This is a genomic window from Arthrobacter sp. NPDC093125 (assembly GCF_044754225.1).
Taxonomy (GTDB): domain Bacteria; phylum Actinomycetota; class Actinomycetes; order Actinomycetales; family Micrococcaceae; genus Arthrobacter.
Genome location: NZ_JBIVOQ010000017.1, coordinates 24,600 through 42,159 on the forward strand (window position 1 = coordinate 24,600; position 17,560 = coordinate 42,159).

General features: G+C 66.6%; 16 protein-coding genes. 7 read left to right on the forward strand and 9 right to left on the reverse strand.

Annotated features, from left to right (window positions below; all coding sequences use genetic code 11):
* The first annotated feature begins 15 nt into the window (after positions 1 to 15).
* From ACIP9X_RS19960 to ACIP9X_RS19980, 5 genes are all read left to right on the forward strand, one after another.
* Positions 16 to 993, forward strand: coding sequence for an aldo/keto reductase (locus ACIP9X_RS19960; RefSeq protein WP_400481499.1), 978 nt, complete (start codon positions 16 to 18; stop codon positions 991 to 993).
* Entirely contained in the window at positions 993 to 2,054 is a 1,062-nt protein-coding gene (locus tag ACIP9X_RS19965) for a nucleoside hydrolase (protein ID WP_400481500.1), read from the forward strand. The genes ACIP9X_RS19960 and ACIP9X_RS19965 overlap by 1 nt, the downstream gene beginning before the upstream one ends.
* A gap of 141 nt (positions 2,055 to 2,195) precedes the next feature.
* Positions 2,196 to 3,047, forward strand: a complete 852-nt coding sequence (locus ACIP9X_RS19970) for an ECF transporter S component (protein ID WP_400481501.1) — start codon at positions 2,196 to 2,198, stop codon at positions 3,045 to 3,047.
* A gap of 16 nt (positions 3,048 to 3,063) precedes the next feature.
* Positions 3,064 to 3,822 (forward strand): energy-coupling factor transporter transmembrane component T, encoded by a 759-nt coding sequence (locus ACIP9X_RS19975; protein ID WP_400481502.1) that lies wholly within the window; start codon positions 3,064 to 3,066, stop codon positions 3,820 to 3,822.
* Positions 3,819 to 5,360: an ABC transporter ATP-binding protein gene (locus tag ACIP9X_RS19980; RefSeq protein ID WP_400481503.1), complete on the forward strand. Its 1,542-nt coding sequence runs from the start codon at positions 3,819 to 3,821 to the stop codon at positions 5,358 to 5,360. Before ACIP9X_RS19975 ends, ACIP9X_RS19980 begins: the two co-directional genes overlap by 4 nt.
* On the opposite strand, the gene ACIP9X_RS19985 is transcribed toward ACIP9X_RS19980, so the two are convergent.
* Positions 5,357 to 6,367 carry a LacI family DNA-binding transcriptional regulator gene (locus tag ACIP9X_RS19985; protein ID WP_400481504.1) on the reverse strand — a complete coding sequence of 337 codons (1,011 nt, stop codon included), beginning with the start codon at positions 6,365 to 6,367 and terminating at the stop codon, positions 5,357 to 5,359. The two genes, ACIP9X_RS19980 and ACIP9X_RS19985, sit on opposite strands and share 4 nt — an antisense overlap.
* A 126-nt stretch (positions 6,368 to 6,493) precedes the next feature.
* Here ACIP9X_RS19985 and ACIP9X_RS19990 point away from each other — a divergent pair, with 126 nt between their 5' ends.
* Both ACIP9X_RS19990 and ACIP9X_RS19995 read left to right on the forward strand, forming a co-directional pair.
* Positions 6,494 to 7,636, forward strand: a complete 1,143-nt coding sequence (locus tag ACIP9X_RS19990; protein WP_400481505.1) for a Gfo/Idh/MocA family oxidoreductase — start codon at positions 6,494 to 6,496, stop codon at positions 7,634 to 7,636.
* Positions 7,633 to 8,424 (forward strand): TIM barrel protein, encoded by a 792-nt coding sequence (locus ACIP9X_RS19995; protein WP_400481506.1) that lies wholly within the window; start codon positions 7,633 to 7,635, stop codon positions 8,422 to 8,424. The genes ACIP9X_RS19990 and ACIP9X_RS19995 overlap by 4 nt, the downstream gene beginning before the upstream one ends.
* Positions 8,425 to 8,460: 36 nt before the next feature.
* On the opposite strand, the gene ACIP9X_RS20000 is transcribed toward ACIP9X_RS19995, so the two are convergent.
* From ACIP9X_RS20000 to ACIP9X_RS20035, 8 genes are all read right to left on the reverse strand, one after another.
* Positions 8,461 to 10,617: a 3-hydroxyacyl-CoA dehydrogenase NAD-binding domain-containing protein gene (locus ACIP9X_RS20000; protein WP_400481507.1), complete on the reverse strand. Its 2,157-nt coding sequence runs from the start codon at positions 10,615 to 10,617 to the stop codon at positions 8,461 to 8,463.
* Between the two features lie 176 nt (positions 10,618 to 10,793).
* Entirely contained in the window at positions 10,794 to 12,116 is a 1,323-nt protein-coding gene (locus tag ACIP9X_RS20005) for an HRDC domain-containing protein (RefSeq protein ID WP_400481508.1), read from the reverse strand.
* A gap of 58 nt (positions 12,117 to 12,174) precedes the next feature.
* A complete protein-coding gene (locus ACIP9X_RS20010) occupies positions 12,175 to 12,831 on the reverse strand; it encodes a DUF3000 domain-containing protein (protein ID WP_400481555.1) in 657 nt (218 codons plus the stop codon).
* 67 nt (positions 12,832 to 12,898) lie between these two features.
* A complete protein-coding gene (locus ACIP9X_RS20015; RefSeq protein WP_400481509.1) occupies positions 12,899 to 14,065 on the reverse strand; it encodes a threonine aldolase family protein in 1,167 nt (388 codons plus the stop codon).
* Positions 14,066 to 14,104: 39 nt separating this feature from the next.
* Complete coding sequence (locus tag ACIP9X_RS20020; protein ID WP_400481510.1) at positions 14,105 to 14,914, reverse strand: SDR family NAD(P)-dependent oxidoreductase; 810 nt, start codon at positions 14,912 to 14,914, stop codon at positions 14,105 to 14,107.
* Positions 14,911 to 16,317, reverse strand: coding sequence for a DUF6421 family protein (locus ACIP9X_RS20025; protein WP_400481511.1), 1,407 nt, complete (start codon positions 16,315 to 16,317; stop codon positions 14,911 to 14,913). Before ACIP9X_RS20025 ends, ACIP9X_RS20020 begins: the two co-directional genes overlap by 4 nt.
* 159 nt (positions 16,318 to 16,476) lie before the next feature.
* A complete protein-coding gene (gene msrB / locus ACIP9X_RS20030) occupies positions 16,477 to 16,938 on the reverse strand; it encodes a peptide-methionine (R)-S-oxide reductase MsrB (protein WP_400481512.1) in 462 nt (153 codons plus the stop codon).
* 14 nt (positions 16,939 to 16,952) lie between these two features.
* Complete coding sequence (locus ACIP9X_RS20035; RefSeq protein ID WP_400481513.1) at positions 16,953 to 17,444, reverse strand: hypothetical protein; 492 nt, start codon at positions 17,442 to 17,444, stop codon at positions 16,953 to 16,955.
* Between the last annotated feature and the right edge of the window lie 116 nt (positions 17,445 to 17,560).

Sequence of the window (17,560 nt, forward strand, 5' to 3'; positions counted from 1 at the left end):
TTGTAGGGTGTTTTCATGACTGAATACCGCAGGCTGGGAAAATCCGGACTGACCGTCTCCGTTGTGGGACTTGGCTGCAACAATCTCGGCCGGGCGCATACGGTGACCGAGTCGCAGGAGGGGACTGACGCCGTCGTACATGCCGCGCTCGACGCCGGGGTGACCCTCTTCGACGTCGCAGACTCGTACGGCCGGGAGCCCGGCCTGAGCGAAACGATGCTCGGCAAGGCCCTGGGCAGCAGGCGCGGTGAAGCCGTGGTGGCCACCAAGTTCGGCCTGGACATGCGCGGGACCAACGGCAGGGACTACGGCGCCCGCGGATCCCGAAGCTACATCATCCGTGCCGCGGAGGCCTCACTCCGGAGGCTGGGTACGGACTGGATCGACCTGTACCAGTTCCACACGCCGGACCCGCTGACGCCGATCGAAGAGACGCTGGACGCCCTGAACGACCTGGTGACCAGCGGCAAGGTCCGGTACATCGGCCACTCCAACCGGGCGGGCTGGCAGATCGCCGAAGCCGAATACGTAGCCCGGGCCAGGGGCGGGGCACGGTTCATCTCTGCCCAAAACCATTACAACCTGCTGGACCGCCGCGCTGAACTGGAGGTCACCCCGGCCGCTGAGGCCTACGGAATCGGTGTGCTGCCCTATTTCCCCCTGGCGAACGGGCTCCTGACAGGAAAATACGCACCGCACCAGGCGCCCGAAGGCACGCGGCTGAGCCACACCCGGACGCACCTGGTGGACGAGGCCGACTGGCAGCAGCTAAAGGAGTTCAGCGCCTTTGCCGCAGAACGCGAACTCACCGAGGTCCAGGTCGCCTTCTCCTGGCTGGCGGCGCAGCCCTCCGTCAGCAGCGTCATCGCCGGGGCCACCCGGCCCGAGCAGGTCCGGCAGAACGCCGAAGCGGTGGCCTGGGTTCCGGACAAGGCGGAGCTTGAAGAGCTGGACAGGATCTTCCCGCGGACACCCAAGGTTGCCCTCTTTTAATGGATGCTGGTCTGACGCACTCCGTCCTCATGGACGTCGACACCGGGATCGACGACGCGCTGGCGCTGGTCTACCTGCTGTCCCGCCCCGAGGTCCGGCTCGAGGCAATCACCTGCACCGCGGGAAATGTGGGTGCCCGGCAGGTGGCGCTGAACAATCTGGCACTGCTGGAACTCTGCGGCAAAAGCGGTATTGAAGTAGCCGTTGGCGCTGAAGTGCCGCTCGAGATTCCGCTGGTCACCACGGAAGAGACCCACGGGCCGCAGGGGATCGGCTACGCAGAGCTTCCGCCTCCAGTGCAGCAAATTTCACCGCGCCATGCCGTTGATGTCTGGGTGGACACTGTCCGCGCCCGTCCCGGGCAAATCACCGGCCTCATCACCGGCCCGCTGACCAACTTCGCCCTGGCCCTGCGCCGCGAGCCCGGGCTGCCGGCGCTGCTCAAGGGCCTGGTGATCATGGGCGGATGCTTCAACTACCAGGGCAACACCACACCCACCGCGGAGTGGAACGTCTCCGTTGATCCGCACGCCGCCCAGGAGGTCTTCACGGCCTACAGCGGCTTGCCCGAGGACCGGCTGCCCGTTGTCTGCGCCCTTGAAACAACCGAGCGGATCGAGCTGCGGCCCGAACACCTGCAGAGGCTGGCCGAGGCCGCCGGGGCACGCGAGCCGGAACTCGTGCTGCCTGGGCAGCCTGAAGGACAGCGCAGTGTTTCAGACAACCCGCTGGTGGCCTGCCTCTCGGACGCCATCCGCTTCTATCTGGAATTCCACCGGCTCTACGACCAGGGCTACATCGCGCACATGCACGACGCCTTTGCCGCCGCCGCCGCCATTGGCCGCACCCCGTTCCGGACGCGCACGGCGACCGTCCACGTCGAAACCGCATCGCCCCGCCTTATCGGCACCACGGTGGCTGACTTCCGCGGCATCTGGAATGAGCCTCCCAACGCCCGGATCGTCACCTGGAACGAACCGGAGCAGTGCTTCGACGAGCTGATCTCCTCTGTCGGTGCGCTGGCCCGCATGCTGGCACCCCGCTCCGCCGTCGAGAGTTAGCCCGGAGCTCCCGCTGTAGCAGGGCGTGCCCGCAGCTCGGTAGGATGGTAGCCGCGTCGAGGTGACATAGGCGCCCTGTTTTGCGTACGCGGAAGATCACGCCACAGGGCGGAACCGCCGTCATCAGCCAAAGGATCCATCATGTCTCAGCCCTCCCTGACCCTCCCGACCCCTGGACGGCAGTCGGCCCGTAAGCGCCGGCTGCTCGAACTTCTCGGCGCTGCCGCGATCGCGGCCACCTTCATCTACCTGGTGCTCACCCAGCCCACCGACATCGCCGGCGGACTCAGCAGCGTCTCCGCACTCGTGGCCCTGGGCGGTTTCCTGCTCGGCGCCGCCCTGCTGATCGCCGGGGTGCTGCCCACGCTTCCGACGTCCACCGTGGTCCTCATGCCGGTGGCCCTCGTGCTGAACATCGTGCTCGGGCAGCTCATGGGCACCAGCGGCCTGCCCTTCTACTTCGACGCCATCGGCACCGTGCTGATCGCAGTTCTCGCCGGCCCCGCCGCCGGAGCGGCCACCGGAGCCCTGAGCAGCATCGTCTGGTCCTTCATCAATCCCACGGTCCTTCCCTTTGCAGCCGGTTCCGCGCTGATCGGGTTCCTCGCGGGAACCGCCGCCCGCTACGGTCTGTTCCGACGCTTCTACCTGGCACCCGTTGCCGGTTTTGCCACCGGCATCCTCGCCGGAGTGGTCTCGGCCCCCATCGCGGCATTCGTTTTTGGCGGAACCTCCGGCGCAGGCACCGGTGCCATCGTCAGCGCCTTCCGCGCCATGGGCGACACCCTGCTCGCCGCCATCACTAAGCAGGCCCTGATCTCCGACCCCATGGACAAGGCCATCGTGTTCGCCATCGCCGCCATGCTCGTCTACGCCCTGCCGCGCCGCACCACGTTCCAGTTCCCGTTTGTGCGGCGTTACAACGTTCTGGCCGGCAAGAGCCGTGGTGAGGAAAACGCTGCCGGGAAAACTGCCGCCCCGAAAAACGCCTAAGGCTTCCTTAACAGACGTGGCGCCGCGACTTAACCCCCTCACCCTGCTGGCCGCGGCGGCCGCAGTCCTGGCAATTACGACGGCGGCCTCCAGCTGGCCGGTGTCCCTCGCCGTCGCTGCCGGCGCCGCAGCGCTGGCGGCCGTTACGGGCACCGCCCGCCGCGTCCTGCTCGCCGGCGGCGCCATCCTGGTGCCCTTCTGGCTCTCGCTGCTGCTGATGCACGGCCTGTTTTTCCCGGAGGGGCGCACTGTTCTGGCCGCCTTCGGGCCCGCCAGGGTGACAGCCGAAGGGCTGGGGTTTGCCCTGGACATGGGGCTGCGAACCTCCGCGTTTGTGCTGGTGCTGATGCTGTTCTCCTTCAGCGTCAGGGTCCCGGATCTGGTGGCGGCGCTGACAACGCTCCGTGTGTCGCCACAGTTCGGCTACGTCCTGGTCTCCACCCTGATGCTGGCCCCGATCATTGCGGCGCGGCTCCAGACTGTGCGCCAGGCGCAGGAGTCCCGCGGGCTGGTGATCGGGAAGGACTTCCGGAGCCGCCTGCATGCCCTCCGGCTGCAGATGTTCCCGCTCGTGCTGGGCCTCGTCCACGAGGCCGGCACCCGGGCGCAGGCGCTTGACGCGCGCGGTTTCCGGCGGCCGGGTCCAAGGACCAGCTACCGGAAAGTGTACGATTCGGCAGCACAGCGCGCCTTCCGGTGGGCTGTCCTCCTGCTCGCCGGGGCTGCGGTTGCGCTGCGGGTTGTGACGTCCTACTCCGCAGGAACTCCAGCATGAGCGGCCAGCCTGCCTCCACTGCAACCCTGCGCGCGCACATCACGTCATTCACCTTCCATGGCGATTCCTCCCCGGCACTGGAAGGTGTTGACCTCATTGCTGCCCCGGGATCGTTGACTGTCGTGCTTGGTGGGTCCGGAAGTGGCAAGTCCACCCTGGGGCGGTTGCTGGCGGCCTGGCTGGCGGGCGGACGCGACGGCAAGCTCACGGGTACCCTGCACGTGGATGTCGGCGGAAGCACGAACGACGGCGGGCCGCTCACTTTTGCCGGTGGCGACGGTGACCCACGCATTGACCCGGCCGCCTGGGCCGAGCACGTGGGCTACGTCCCGCAGGATCCGGCAGCCATGCTTTCAGGGGTGCGGAGCACAGTGGCTGAAGAGCTTGCTTTCGGCCTGGAAAACCTGGGAGTCGCCCGGGCTGACATGATGCGGATTGTGACTGACACCGCCCTTCGAACCGGTCTCACAGGCCTGCTGGAACGGGACCCGGCAACGCTGTCCGGGGGAGAGCTGCGGCGTCTGGCCGTCGGGTGCGCCGTCGTCACCGATCCCGCTGTCCTGGTCCTCGACGAACCCCTGGCGTCCCTTGACACTGCGGGGGCACAGACCATCACGGAACTCATCGCCGCCTTGCTGGCAAGGGGGACCGCCGTCGTGGTCTTGAGCCAGCAGGCCGACGGGCTGGCCCGGGCGGCGGCGCAGTGGCTGGTCCTGAATGAAGGGGCACCCACAGCAGCCGGGCCTCCGGCCCGGCTGCTGGCCGGAGGATCCCTGGCCGGTTCCGGGGTTATCCTCCCAGGGCCTTCCGGACCGCCTCCCGTTCGAACGGTGCCTCCGGCTGTCGCCGCCTCCACGGCTCTCCCCGCCCCTGCTGCGCCTGCGCTGGAACTGGACGGCGTGTCCTTCGGCTTCGACGCCAGAAAGTCCGGCGGCAGGCTGCTGCTGGAGAATGTTGACCTGAATGTCCGCCCGGGCGAAATTCTCGCTGTCACCGGACCCAACGGCGCCGGGAAATCGACGCTGCTGCGGCTCTGCAACGGCTTGCTGCGGCCGGCGCAGGGGGAAGTACGGGTGGCGGGTGAATCGATCGCAGGTGTCCCCACGGGCATCGTTGCCGCGCGGCTCGGTCTCTTGTTCCAGCATCCCCACCACCAGCTGTTCGAGCGGACAGTGCAGAGAGAGGTGCTGTTCGGGCTGGAGCGGCTGTACGGCAAGCAGGCGCAAGCGAAGGCGGGTGAAGCACTGGAGTCGGTGGGGCTCGAACGTTCACTGGACGTCCATCCCCACGAGCTGTCCGGCTCGGGACGGCGTCTGCTGGCGCTGGCCACCGTCCTCGCACGGGAGCCCGCCGTCCTGGCCCTCGACGAGCCCACAGTGGCGCTTGATGCGCACGGCCTGGACCGGCTCGCCGCCGCCATTGCCCGGGCGACGGACCGGAACGCCGCCGTCGTCATGGTGACCCACGACCTGGCCTTCGCCAGGGCCCACGCCCACAGGACTGTCGAGCTCAGGAATGGCAGGCTTGTGGGTAGTTAGCTACCCGCGCTTCGCCCGTCCCTGGGTGCTGCGGTGGACGTGCGGACCACCAGGTGTGGCGTTCTGACGATGTGGGCGGGCCCCTGCGGCTCTTCGATCCGGTCAACAGCCCGTTTGACGGCCGTGGCTGCGAGTAGGGGCGCGTCCTGGCTGACGGATGACAGTTGCATGTAGCTGAGCCGGGCAAACTGGCTGTCGTCGTAGCCGAGCACGGAGATGTCGTCGGGCACCTTCAGCCCGTCGGCACGCAGGCCCTCGATCAGGCCGAGGGCGCAACGGTCGTTGAAGGCCAGAACGGCGGAGGGGAGGTTATCGCGCAGGGACCGGAATGCATTCAATCCGTCCTCTTCCGTGGGTCCGCCGGCGACAATCCCCACTTCAAGGCCGTGCCGCTCCATTTCAGCCCGGAAAGCCTCCCGGCGCTGGCTGGCGGAAACGGCCGCGCCGCCGTCGACATGGACGATGGTGTGGTGCCCGAGGCCTGCCAGGTGCTCCACGGCCAGCCTGATGCCGGCGCTGTCATCGCTGCTGACCGAGTCCACCAAGCCGCCGACGTCGTTCCGCAGAAGGCTGACCACCGGAACGTTGGCGGCATATCCGGCCAGCTCCGGTGCGCTGAGGGTGGGCGACACCATGATCAGCGCCTCGGAACCAAAATCGAGGAGCGATTCGATCGCGCGTGCCTCAGGCCGGCCGCTGCCCACTGCGCTGAGGGCGATCTCATATCCGCAGGCTGCTGCCTCCGCATAGGCGGCATCCACGATCTCGGCATGGAAGGCCTCGGAGCTGAAGAAGCTCAGGCCCAGCAGCCTGGTGCGGCTGCTGCGCAGCAGGCGGGCCCGGCTGTCAGGCCGGTAGCCGAGCTCCCGTGCAGCTTCCAGAACCTTCTGCCTCGTTGACTCCGACGCACCCGGGACCCCTCGCATCACGATGGAGACCAAGGCCCGCGAAACGCCTGCGGCCTGGGCCACGTCCACCAGGGTGGGCCTGCGCTGCTGTTCGGTCATGTTCCTCCTCCGTCCGGATCAGTCTATAGAACGATCTAGACAGGGCGGCCACTTTACTGTCATTATGGTTCAACTAGAACGATCTAGCTCTCGGCTCCACGTTCCAATGTCACTAGGGAGAAACCCATGACTTACCTCAAGCATCCGGTCAGCGCTGACCGGCCGGCCCGCATCGCCTTGATCGGCGCGGGCTGGATTGGCGGTTTCCACGCCGAGTCCGTTGCCCGCCGTATACCCAACGCGCGCCTCGAAGCCATTGCCGATCCCGCGCTGCCCGCGGTCGAAGCCCTAGCCGGCAGGCTGGGAGTCGCCAAGATCAGCACCGACCCAGCCGACGTGCTCTCTGATCCCGACGTCGATGCGGTGCTGATTGCCGCGCCCGCACGTTTCCACTCGGAACTGATCGCCGCCGCTGCACAGGCGGGCAAGGACGTCTTCTGTGAAAAGCCGGGAGGGCGCACCGTCGAGGAGCTGGACGGAGCGATGGAGGCAGCCGAGAACGCCGGGGTCACGGTGCAGTTCGGCTTCAACCGGCGGTTTGCGACGGACTTTGCCGCTGCACGGAAACTGATCGACGACGGCGTGGTGGGGGTGCCCCAGCTGCTCCGCTCGCTGACGCGGGATCCTGGCACAGCAGCCGGCATCGCGAACCCTGAGCGGATCCCGCCGCGGACAATCTTCCTGGAAACCCTGATTCATGACTTTGACACGCTCAACTGGCTTAACCCCGGTGCTGTTCCTGTCCGCGTCCACGCCGTCGCTGACGCCCTCGTGGCACCGGCAGCGAAGGCCGGAGGACTCCTCGACACGGCGGTTGTGACCGTGACCTACAGCAACGGCGCCATAGCCGTGGCCGAGGCGAACTTCAACGCGCTCTATGGCTATGACGTGCGTGGCGAGGTATTCGGCTCCGCCGGCATGGTGACGGCCGGCGGTCCCCAGGCTTCGGGAGCAGTCAGCTACACCGCGGCCGGGATCGGCTCGGCAACCGTGCGGCTGAACGTGGATCTCTTCCACGATGCGTACACCGCGGAAGTGGCCCGGTTCGCGGATGCCGTCATTGCACGCCGGGACGGTGCTGGTGCTTCCGCCAAGCCGGGTCCGGGTTGGACCGATGCCCGCAACGCCCTCGCGGTTGCCTTGGCAGCAGCAGAGTCAGCCGAAACAGGTCTCCCCGTCGAGGTGTCCGCCGTCGCCGAACTCCGGGCAGCCGAGCCGGAACTGCGGGCAGCCGGATCTGAACGGCAATTGGCGGGGGACACGGTATGAGTTTCCGTCTGGCAGTCTGCGCCGAGATGGTCTACGGCGCACTGCCTCTGATTGACCGCGTTCGCAGAATTCATGACCAGGGCTTCGAGGTTGAGCTCTGGGACACCCGGGGCAGGGACATCGCTGCCCTCGCGGCCACTGGGGCCCGTTTCTCGTCGATGAGCGGCTACTTCGGCGGTAGCCTCGTCGATTCCGACAGCGCTGATGAGGTGGTCGCTTCCGCCGAGAAGCTCATTCCGACCGCCCTGGAACTTGGCGTCGAGCGGCTGGTGGTGCACCCGGCTGAGCTCGGTGAGGGCGGCGTCGCCGTGCGGCCGCTGCACCGGGCCACCGGCCAAATGTGGCTGACCGGCCTCCGCACCCTGGAACGCCTTGCCGTCTTGGGCGAGAAGCACGGCGTCACCTTTGCCCTCGAGAACCTGAACACCATCCTGGACCATCCAGGGATACCGCTGGCGCGGGCCAAGGACACCCTTGCCCTCGTCACGGCAGTCGGCCACCCGAACGTCAAGATGATGCTGGATCTCTACCACGCGCAGCTCGGCGAGGGGAACCTCATCGAGCTGGTCCGGGCAGCACTTCCCCACATCGGCGAGGTGCAGGTGGCCGACGTTCCAGGAAGATTCGAGCCCGGAACCGGAGAAATCAACTACCGCGCCGTTGCTTCAGCGCTGGCGCAGGCAGGGTACGGGGGCGTCGTTGGTCTGGAGGCCGGTGCCTCCGGCGGGCCAGGGGTGGAAGCAGGGGACGCCGCCCTCGCTGCCTTCCGCTCGGCTTTCGAGGTGTGAGCGGCAACGCGCCGAGCTTAAGTGGCGGCACCGGCCTCAAGCGCGGGAAGCCACTCCCGGGGGAAGGAACCGCTTGCCGTTAACTCGCTCCGACGCGCCTACCCGGTCCAGGTAGGGCGTGATGCCGCCAAGGAACATCGGCCAGCCGGCGCCAAGGATCATGCACAGGTCGATGTCCTCCGGCCCGGCCACCACACCTTCGTTGAGCATCAGGCCGATCTCCTCCGCCAGTGCGTCCTGGGTCCGCCGGAGAACTTCCTCGCCGGTGGACGGCGAGGAACCGAAGGACAGCAGGGCCATGGTCGACTGCGGAATCTCCTGGCCGCCGTTGGCAGCAGGGGCCCAGAGGGATTTTGCACCGTTGTCAATCAGCTTTTGCAGGTTCTGCGAGACCCGGAACCGCTCACCGAAGGCTTCGTGCAGCGACTCCTGCACGTGCTGCGCCACAGGCAGTCCCACCATCGCGGCCAAGGTGAACGGCGTCATCGGAAGACCCATCGGTCGCAGGGCGTTGTCGGCGACCTCCGCCGGCGTGCCCTCGTCGAAGGCAGCGATTACTTCGCCCATCAGCCGCAGGAGGATGCGGTTGACCACGAACGCCGGGGCGTCCTCAACGAGCACGGCCGTTTTCTTCAGTCCCCGGGCGAGGTCAAAGGCGGTGGCCAGCACGGCGTCGTCGGTCGTGGGTGCCCGCACAACCTCCAGGAGCGGCATGACCGCCACCGGGTTGAAGAAGTGGAAACCGACCAGCCGCTCCGGGTGCTGGAGGTCAGCCGCCATGGCCGTAACCGAGAGTGACGACGTGTTGGTGGCGAGGATGCAGTCGGGGGAGACCACGGCCTCCACCTCTGCAAACACCTGCTTCTTGACGTTCAATTCCTCAAAGACCGCCTCGATGACGAAGTCCGCATCAGCAAACAGTTCCTTGGACACAGACCCGGTCACCAGGGCTTTTGTGCGGTCTGCTGCTTCCTGGCTGAGCTTCTTCTTGCCGAGCAGCTTGTCCAGTTCCCCATGGACGTAGCCCACGCCTTTGTCCACGCGGGCCTGGTCGATGTCGGTCATGACGACCGGTACCTTGAGTTGGCGCGCGTACAGGAGGGCGAGCTGGCTGGCCATCAGCCCGGCGCCCACGACGCCGACCTTCGTCACAGGGCGGGCAAGCGCACGGTCCGGCGCCCCTGCAGGGCGCTTGGAGCGTTTCTGTACAAGGTCCAAAAACGCGTAGACCGTGGCCCGGAACTCGTCGGTCTGCATGAGCCCGGCCAGCGTTTCACATTCGAGGGCCGCGGATTCAGTCCGGGACATCGTCCGGTTTGCCTCCATGAGGTCCAGCACCCGGGCAGGGGCGGGTGCGGCATTGGAGGTCTTGGACTCCACAAACGCCCGTCCGCCGGCCACCGCACGTGCCCAGCGCGCCTCAACGTCCGGATTTGAGGGCTCGACGGCGTGCGGCCGTTCCGGGGTGACCTCGCCGGCGATGACCTGGGCAGCCCACGAAAGGGACTCTTCAAGGAAGCCGGCCGGCTCGAACAGCACGTCGGCTATGCCGAGCCCGTACGCTTCCGGACCGGACAGCGTCCGGTTGTTGCTGAGCGGGTTTTCGATCATCACCCGCACCGCATTCTCCGGCCCGATGAGCCTCGGAAGCAGGTACACGCCACCCCATCCGGGAACCAGACCGAGAAGGGCTTCCGGCAGGGCCAGCGCTCCGGCAGCGGATGACACAGTGCGGTAGGTGGATTGCAGGGCTATTTCCAGCCCGCCGCCCAGGGCCACGCCGTTGATGAACGCGAAACTGGGGACGCCGAGGTTCCCGAGCGTGCCATAAACCTCGTGTCCCAGTTGTGCCATCCACAAGCCGTGCTCGCGGCGGCTGAGTCTTTTAACGGCGGACAGGTCGGCCCCCGCCACGAGGAAGTTGGGCTTGCCCGTGACGCCGACACCGACAATTTCTCCGTTGGCCGCGCGGTCCCGGAGTCCTTCCAGCACGGTGCCCAGTTCCACAAGAGTATTGGGTCCCAAGGTGGTGGGCTTGGAAGGGTCGAGGCCGTTGTCGAGGGTGATGAGCGCAAACGTGCCCACGCCTGGTCCGCCCCCAGTGGCCGGCAGTTGGACGTCCCGCACATAGGAGTGCGTGACCGTTTCGTCCGGGAACAGCCCGGCAAGCTTGCTGAATTCGGCGGCGCTCATGCTGGTACTCCTGCAGGCTGGCTGGCTCACGTGCTGCTCCTCATTGAGACATTTGGTGCCGGTCCTGTCCAGATGAACAGGGCGCCGGGCGTCAGTGAGCACAACGTTACTCGCCAGTAACTTACCCTGCAACCACGGTCGGTGCAGGGTGGAAGGTCAGCCTGCAAGGAGGACGGTCAGGCGTTCGGCTCCTTGGATTCCTTTGGCGGCAGAGGCTGGGGATTGAGGAACGCTTCAGTGATCAATGGCGCCACGATCTCCACCTGCCATGGTCTTGCACCCAGCCCGCGAAGCTCCTCGGCCACGGACAGTTCATTGATGTCTGCCGGCGGACGCCAGGCAATCCGGCGCAGGTAATCGGGCGTCAGGAGGTTCTCAAGGGGCAGGTTCAGCTCCTCGGCCTTCTCCTGCAGCAGGGGGCGTGCAGTGGAAAGCCTTTCCGCGGCGGGCAGGTCCCGGTCCGCCCACACGCGGGGCGGCGGAGGCGCATTGGTGGGCAGGTGCAGCGGCGGGAGGTCTTCGAGTGCCCTCGCAGCAGCAATGCACCGGAGCCAGCGGGGGGCCTCGCGCTGGGCTGCCCGCCCATGGAAGCCCTTGGTGCCCAGAAGTTGCGGCACGGTCGTTGGCATCGCCTTCGCGGCGGCCACCAGGGCGGAGTCAGGAATGAGCCGGCCGGGGGCTACGTCGCGCTTCTGCGCGAGGGCGTCGCGTTCCAGCCACATCTCGCGGACCGCCGCCAGCTGGCGGCGGTCGCGGATCTGGTGGAGCCCCGAGGTTTTCCGCCAGGGGTCGATCCGGGGCGGCGCCAGGCCTGCCGCGAGGATGGCGGCGAATTCCTGTTCGGCGAATTCGAGTTTGCCGTCCGCTTCGAGCAGCTCAATGAGTTCCTCGCGCAGTTCGGTGAGGACTTCGACGTCGAGGGCGGCGTAGCGGAGCCAGGGTTCGGGCAGCGGCCGGGTGGACCAGTCGGCAGCTGAATGCTCCTTCGCCAGACCAAAGCCCAGGAGCTGCTCGATCACAGCGGCGAGCCCGACCCGCGGAAGCCCGGCCAGGCGCGCAGCCAGTTCCGTGTCGAAAAGTTTGTCCGGCCACATGCCGAGCTCGGAGAGGCAGGGGAGATCCTGGCTGGCCGCATGCAGGATCCATTCGACACCCTGCAGGGCGTCGTTGATGATCTTAAGGTCCTCAAATGGCTCCGGATCGATGAGCCACGTGCCCGAGCCCTCCCGCCGGATCTGCACCAGGAAAGCCCGCTGGCCGTACCGGAAACCCGAGGCCCGCTCCGCGTCCACTCCGGCCGGGCCCGTTCCGGCGGCGATGGCCGCCGCGCAGCGCTCCAGCCCGGACCGGGTTTCAATAACCAGGGGCACGCCCTCGCGGGGGGAGTCGAGGTCGATGACGACGGGGACGCGGCTGTCAAAGCCCTCTACGGATATGTGGGGTGCGGTTTCAGCAGCCGGAGCGCCGGCTGTGGTGTTTTCCGGATTTTGCGGGGTCATGATGCCCCTAGTTTACCGGCAGCACCATGCCGGCCTGAGTCGACTCTCCCCACAAGGGCTAGTTCCTGCGCCTGCGGGGCAGTGCGGAGACGCCGTCAGGCAGCGGCGGCAGCCCTGCGAACGTGCACACCATGTCGGACCAGGCCTCCAGATGCGCCTGCACGTCTGAGCCTGCCGGGGTCCATGAAGCGCGGAGTTCAATGTCGATCGAGCCGGGCCTGTCGGACAGTGTGCCGAAGCTCTCCGAAAGCACGCGGGTGGCGGTTCCTCCGGCTGCGCGGTAGGGGGCATGGTGCGTCTCAAGTGCTTCCACGAGCCAGGTCCAGGCCACAGAACCGAGCAGTTCGTCGTTGCCCATCTCGGCATCAAGCTGGGCCCGGATATACGTCACGATCCTGAATTCACCGTCCCAGACAGCCGACCCATCGGGATCATGAAGCAGGATGAACCTGCCGGTGGCGAGTTCATCGCCGTCGTCATCGCTGGCCGCGGATGAGCGGGCCAGGGCCACCGCCGCCGGGCCGTGCGCTGCAAAGGGTTCGCCGCTCCGGGTTGCGGGGGCAATGACCTCCGCGCCGAGGGCTACGGCGAACGGCGCGAGCCGGGAGGGAGCCGGGATCTCGTCCAGGCGCAGTTCGCCGCGGCATCGTGCTTTCCGGAGTGTTCCCAACGCGTAAAGAAAGTCCGCGGGAACCTGGGCAAGTGCGTTCACAATCGCAGGGTACGCAACAGTGGTCGCTCCGCCCGGCAGGCACGCCGCGCGGCAGCGTGATCGCTCATAGTCATTCCCTGCTCGCCTCAGTGGGCGGATGAGAAGCCGTGTAGGTGGACATCTCCAGGCGGATGGCCTCAACAAAGGCATCCACATCTTCCTCGCTGGTATCGAAGGAGCACATCCAGCGGACCTCGCCGAGCGCTTCGTTCCAGTCATAAAAGCGGAAGGACTTCCGGAGCCTGTCACCAACTTCCCGGGGCAGGATGGCAAAGACGCCGTTTGATTCCGTTTTCTGTGTGGGGACCACGCCGTCGATCCCGTCCACCGCCTGCCGCAGCCTGGCAGCCATGGCGTTGGCATGCGCAGCCGAGCGCAGCCACAGGTCACCCTCCAGCAGCGCGATGAACTGGGCAGACATGAAGCGCATCTTCGACGCCAGTTGCATGTTCATCTTGCGCAGGAACAGGAGGCCGTGGGCGGCCTCCGGATTCAGCGCCACCACCACTTCACCAAACAGCAGCCCGTTCTTGGTGCCGCCGAAGGACAGAATGTCCACGCCGGCGTCGCGCGTGAACGCCCGCAACGGAACGCCGAGGTGTGCGGCTGCGTTCGCGAGCCGGGCGCCGTCCATGTGCAGTTTCATGCCTTTGGCATGGACATGCTCGGCAATCGCGCGCACTTCTTCCGGCGTGTAGCACGTGCCGAGTTCCGTGGTCTGGGTAATGGAAACGGCAAGGGGCTGGGCGCGGTGCTCGTCCCCCCAGCCCCAGGCCTCGCGGTCAATCAGTTCGGGAGTGAGCTTGCCGTCGGTGGTTTGCACCTGCAGCAGCTTGATGCCGCCAATGCGCTCCGGCGCGCCGTTTTCATCCATATTGATGTGCGCCGTCGACGCGCAGACCACCGCGCCCCAGCGCGGGAGCAGGGACTGCAGCGACAGCACGTTGGCGCCGGTGCCGTTGAAGACGGGAAAGCACTGGATGCCCTCGCCGAAGTGCTGCTCCATCAGTTCCTGCAGCCGGGCGGTGTAGTCGTCCTCGCCGTAGGACACCTGGTGGCCCTCATTGGCGGCCGCCAGGGCGGCCAGCACTTCGGGGTGCACGCCGGAGTAGTTGTCCGAGGCGAAACCCCGGACGGACGGGTCATGGAGCCGGGACACGGCGCCGGTGCCGGCCGCCTCAACATTGGCCGTTTCAAAACTGGCCGTCTCAACACTGGTTGTCATCGCTTTGGTCACACTTTCAGTCTAGGGATTTCCGGCCGGGCACGCCCGCGGTCACCGGGTGAGCAGGATCCGCTGCCCGTTCAGTTCAGCGGCCGGCTTTTGGAAAAGCCCGACGACGGCGGCCGCCAGGTCTTCGACGTCGGTGTAGCCGGGAAAGGTGCGTTCGGGGTGGCGGCTCCGCATGGCGCCGTCCACGAGCGCTTTGACCACGAGGACGACGGCGGCACTGTGCTCTTCGGGGGCACTGTGCTGTTCGGGGCCACTGCGCTGTTCGAGTCCACTATGCTGTTCGGCTGCGTCCGCCGCTTCCCGCCGGAAGCCGTCCGCCACAGCCATGGTCCAGGTTTCCGCAGCTGCCTTGGCCGCTACGTAGCTGGCGGCGGCAGCGGACGGTGCGGTTACCACCGTCGACGACACCATGGCAAACCGGCCGTTAGGGGAAGCAGCCAGGTCGGCGTAGAACACACGGGTGATATTCCGAAGGGTTGTGACGGAACTGCTTTCGACGAAATTCCAGTCTTCGTCGCTCTGGTCGGCAATGCCCTGCGCTCCCCGCCAGCCTCCGACCAGGTGGATCACGCCGTCGATCCCGCCGGCCATGCGGGAGAGCTCTTCGTGAAGCCGCCGGACGGCAGGGAGGCTGGCCAGATCGCAGGTAAGCGGCTGGACCTCCGGGCCTGCCGCTGCCGCAGCGGCCGCGATTCGGTCCGGATCCGAGCCCACTGTGTAAACAGTGCAGCCGGCCCGGGCGAGGGCGCGCGCTACGGCGATGCCCGACGCGCTGCTGCCCCCGGCGACCAGCACCTTGATGCTGCCCTCGCCCGCTGTGCTGCCCTCACCCACTGTGCTGCCCTCACTCATGGGGCAGTCATCCTCGTGGTCGCGGGACCGGGGTTGGCCGGGTCCGTCGCTCCCGTGATGCCGGCTGTGGACTCAATCACGGGCCGCATCTTCTTCTCCAGCGCCTCGTAGAACATGGAGAGCGGGAACTCGTCGTCCAGCACCTGGTCGGTGAGCCCCCGCGGCGGCCCGTCGAGGGGGAGGGCGCCGGGACCCTTGGCCCATACGGACGCGGGGTTCGGCGTGAGCGTTCCGGAGATGAGCTCATAGGCGGCCAGCCAGTGCGCGGTCTTGGGCCGGTCGATCGATCGCCAGTACAGCTCTTCGATGCGGGCGCCGAGTTCGATGACGACGGCGGCGACTTCGTCCCAGTCGATGCTGAGGCGGCTGTCGGTCCAGTGCAGCACCCGGTGCTGGTGCAGCCAGGCAAAGAGAAGCTGGCCGCCCAGGCCGTCGTAGTTACGCACCCGGCTGCCGGTGATGGCGAAACGGAAGATGCGGTCGAAGATGACGGCGTACTGGACGAGCTTTGCGTGCCGGCGCGCCTCCGGGGAGGCGTTTTCGTCCTTTTCGATCCTCACCGATTCGCGGAAGGCCGTGAGATCGCACCGCAGTTCCTCAAGCGAGTACAGGAAGAACGGCATGCGCTGCTTGATCATGAACGGGTCGAAGGGCAGGTCGCCGCGCATGTGGGTCCGGTCGTGGATCAGGTCCCACATTACAAAGGTTTCCTCGGTGAGTCTCTGGTCCTCGAGGAACTGGGCGGCCGCTGCCGGCAATTCGAGGGAGGTGATCTCGGCGGCGGCGGCAAGGACGCGCCGGAACCGGGCGGCCTCACGGTCTGCGAAGATGGCGCCCCAGGTGAATATGGGGGTCTCGCGGACGGCGACCGTTTCCGGGAAGAGCACGGCCGAGTTTGTGTCGTACCCCGGGGTGAAGTCGAGGAAGCGGATGGGCACGAACAGCTTGTTGGAGTAGTCGCCCTCTTCGAGCCCGGCGATGAATTCGGGCCAGACCACGTCGATCAGCACGGCCTCAACCAGGCGGCTGGTGCTTCCGTTCTGGGTGTACATCGGGAAGACCACGAGGTGCTGGAGCCCGTTTTCGCGGTGCTGCTGGGGCTGGAACGCCAGAAGGGAGTCCAGGAAGTCCGGGATCCCAAAGCCGGACTCCATCCACCTGGCGAAGTCGCTGCCGAGGAGTTCCAGGTAGCGGGCATTGTGCGGGAACGAGGGGGCCAGCGCCTCCACCGCGTCGATGATGGCGAGCACGTGATCGCGGGCAGTTGCGTGGTCCGCCGGATCCGGTACCGAGCCGTCCTGGATTTGCAGGCCGCGCAGGGCCGTCGCGGCCGTCTTGAGCCGCTGCCACTCCGGGTGGTTTGCCGTGACCCTTACGGGGGCGTTGATAGCTGTGATCGTCATCGTTGGCGTCGCCTTTCTGGTTGCCTGAGCTTCTACGGCGAGCGTAACAAGCAGCCAGAGTCGCTAATGCAAAATCGAGCCGAGAGTAAGAAACTGTTTTGCTCGGAAGCCGCCCGAGGCTGCCCAGATATAGCGGGAGGCAGCCTCAGGGGCCGGGCTTCAGGAACCGGACGGCGCCGCGCTGCTCTCCGCATCGGCTGCCGGAACCAGCTTCAGGGAAACGGAGTTGATGCAGTAGCGCTGGTCAGTCGGCGTTCCGTAGCCTTCCCCTTCAAAGACGTGGCCCAGGTGGGAATCGCAGGCTGAGCATCGCACCTCGATGCGGTCCATGCCGAGGGTGCGGTCGTGGATGTAGCGCACCCGCCCCTCGGCGAGAGGTGCCCAGAACGACGGCCAGCCGCAATGCGAATCGAACTTCTCACTGCTTGTAAAGAGTTCGGTGCCGCATGCCCTGCACTGGTACACGCCGGCTGTGTGCGTATCCCAGTACTCACCCGTATAGGGACGCTCGGTGCCTGCCTGGCGCAGCACGTGGAATTCCTCAGGGGTAAGTTCCCGGCGCCATTCGTCTTCGCTCCGGACAACCTGTGTGGCGTTTTCTGCTTTTTCTGGTGTGCTCATAGCCTCTTCAACGCTTACGAGTCGCCGATAAATCCCGAGCCGGCATACAGGTGCAGCACGGGAAGGCCCAGCCGGTCCTGGGCCTTGTTGGCCCAGTCGGTGTGGAAAGTGTCGGCCACCGCGTGCGGACGAGTGATGACGACTGCCTGTGAGGCGCCGAGCTCCTTCACCTTCGCCACGAGGCCGTTCACCGCACCGCCGTCCACCACTTCACCTGTAACCCCGCCGCCGAGCCCCTCGAGGGCGAGGAGCGAAGCTGACAGGGTTTCAGCGGCCGCAGCACGCTGTGTTTCCGGGTCCGGTGCATGGGAGGTCAGTTCCCGGAAGGCTTTGGCGATGTCCAGCATCGAGAGGTTCTCGAGGAAGTCGACAAGCAGATGTCGCTCAGTGTTGGCCGGGACCACCACGACCAAGGGCGTGTCACCCCCGTTCACCAGGCGTTCGATGTTGACGCGGTCGTCCGCACCAAGCGGCTCTTCTGTGAGAATGACGATGGGATCGCTCATGCCATCAGCCTAGCCCGGCGGCACCGCGCCTGTATGTATGTTGAGCCCGATGTGCCTTGGACGCTGACTCCGGTAAGAATGGAGGAATGGATTCTTCCTTCCAGCCCGGTACAGAG

Excerpts from the sequence above, each read along its gene's own strand:
- ACIP9X_RS19980 (WP_400481503.1), top strand. The coding sequence starts at position 3,819 with ATGAGCGGCCAGCCTGCCTCCACTGCAACCCTGCGCGCGCACATCACG.
- ACIP9X_RS20020 (WP_400481510.1), bottom strand. The coding sequence starts at position 14,914 with ATGAGTGAGGGCAGCACAGTGGGTGAGGGCAGCACAGCGGGCGAGGGC.
- ACIP9X_RS20025 (WP_400481511.1), bottom strand. The coding sequence starts at position 16,317 with ATGACGATCACAGCTATCAACGCCCCCGTAAGGGTCACGGCAAACCAC.
- ACIP9X_RS19995 (WP_400481506.1), top strand. The coding sequence starts at position 7,633 with ATGAGTTTCCGTCTGGCAGTCTGCGCCGAGATGGTCTACGGCGCACTG.
- ACIP9X_RS19970 (WP_400481501.1), top strand. The coding sequence starts at position 2,196 with ATGTCTCAGCCCTCCCTGACCCTCCCGACCCCTGGACGGCAGTCGGCC.
- ACIP9X_RS19985 (WP_400481504.1), bottom strand. The coding sequence starts at position 6,367 with ATGACCGAACAGCAGCGCAGGCCCACCCTGGTGGACGTGGCCCAGGCC.
- ACIP9X_RS20000 (WP_400481507.1), bottom strand. The coding sequence starts at position 10,617 with ATGAGCGCCGCCGAATTCAGCAAGCTTGCCGGGCTGTTCCCGGACGAA.
- ACIP9X_RS20035 (WP_400481513.1), bottom strand. The coding sequence starts at position 17,444 with ATGAGCGATCCCATCGTCATTCTCACAGAAGAGCCGCTTGGTGCGGAC.
- ACIP9X_RS19960 (WP_400481499.1), top strand. The coding sequence starts at position 16 with ATGACTGAATACCGCAGGCTGGGAAAATCCGGACTGACCGTCTCCGTT.
- ACIP9X_RS19965 (WP_400481500.1), top strand. The coding sequence starts at position 993 with ATGGATGCTGGTCTGACGCACTCCGTCCTCATGGACGTCGACACCGGG.
- ACIP9X_RS19990 (WP_400481505.1), top strand. The coding sequence starts at position 6,494 with ATGACTTACCTCAAGCATCCGGTCAGCGCTGACCGGCCGGCCCGCATC.
- msrB (WP_400481512.1), bottom strand. The coding sequence starts at position 16,938 with ATGAGCACACCAGAAAAAGCAGAAAACGCCACACAGGTTGTCCGGAGC.
- ACIP9X_RS20005 (WP_400481508.1), bottom strand. The coding sequence starts at position 12,116 with ATGACCCCGCAAAATCCGGAAAACACCACAGCCGGCGCTCCGGCTGCT.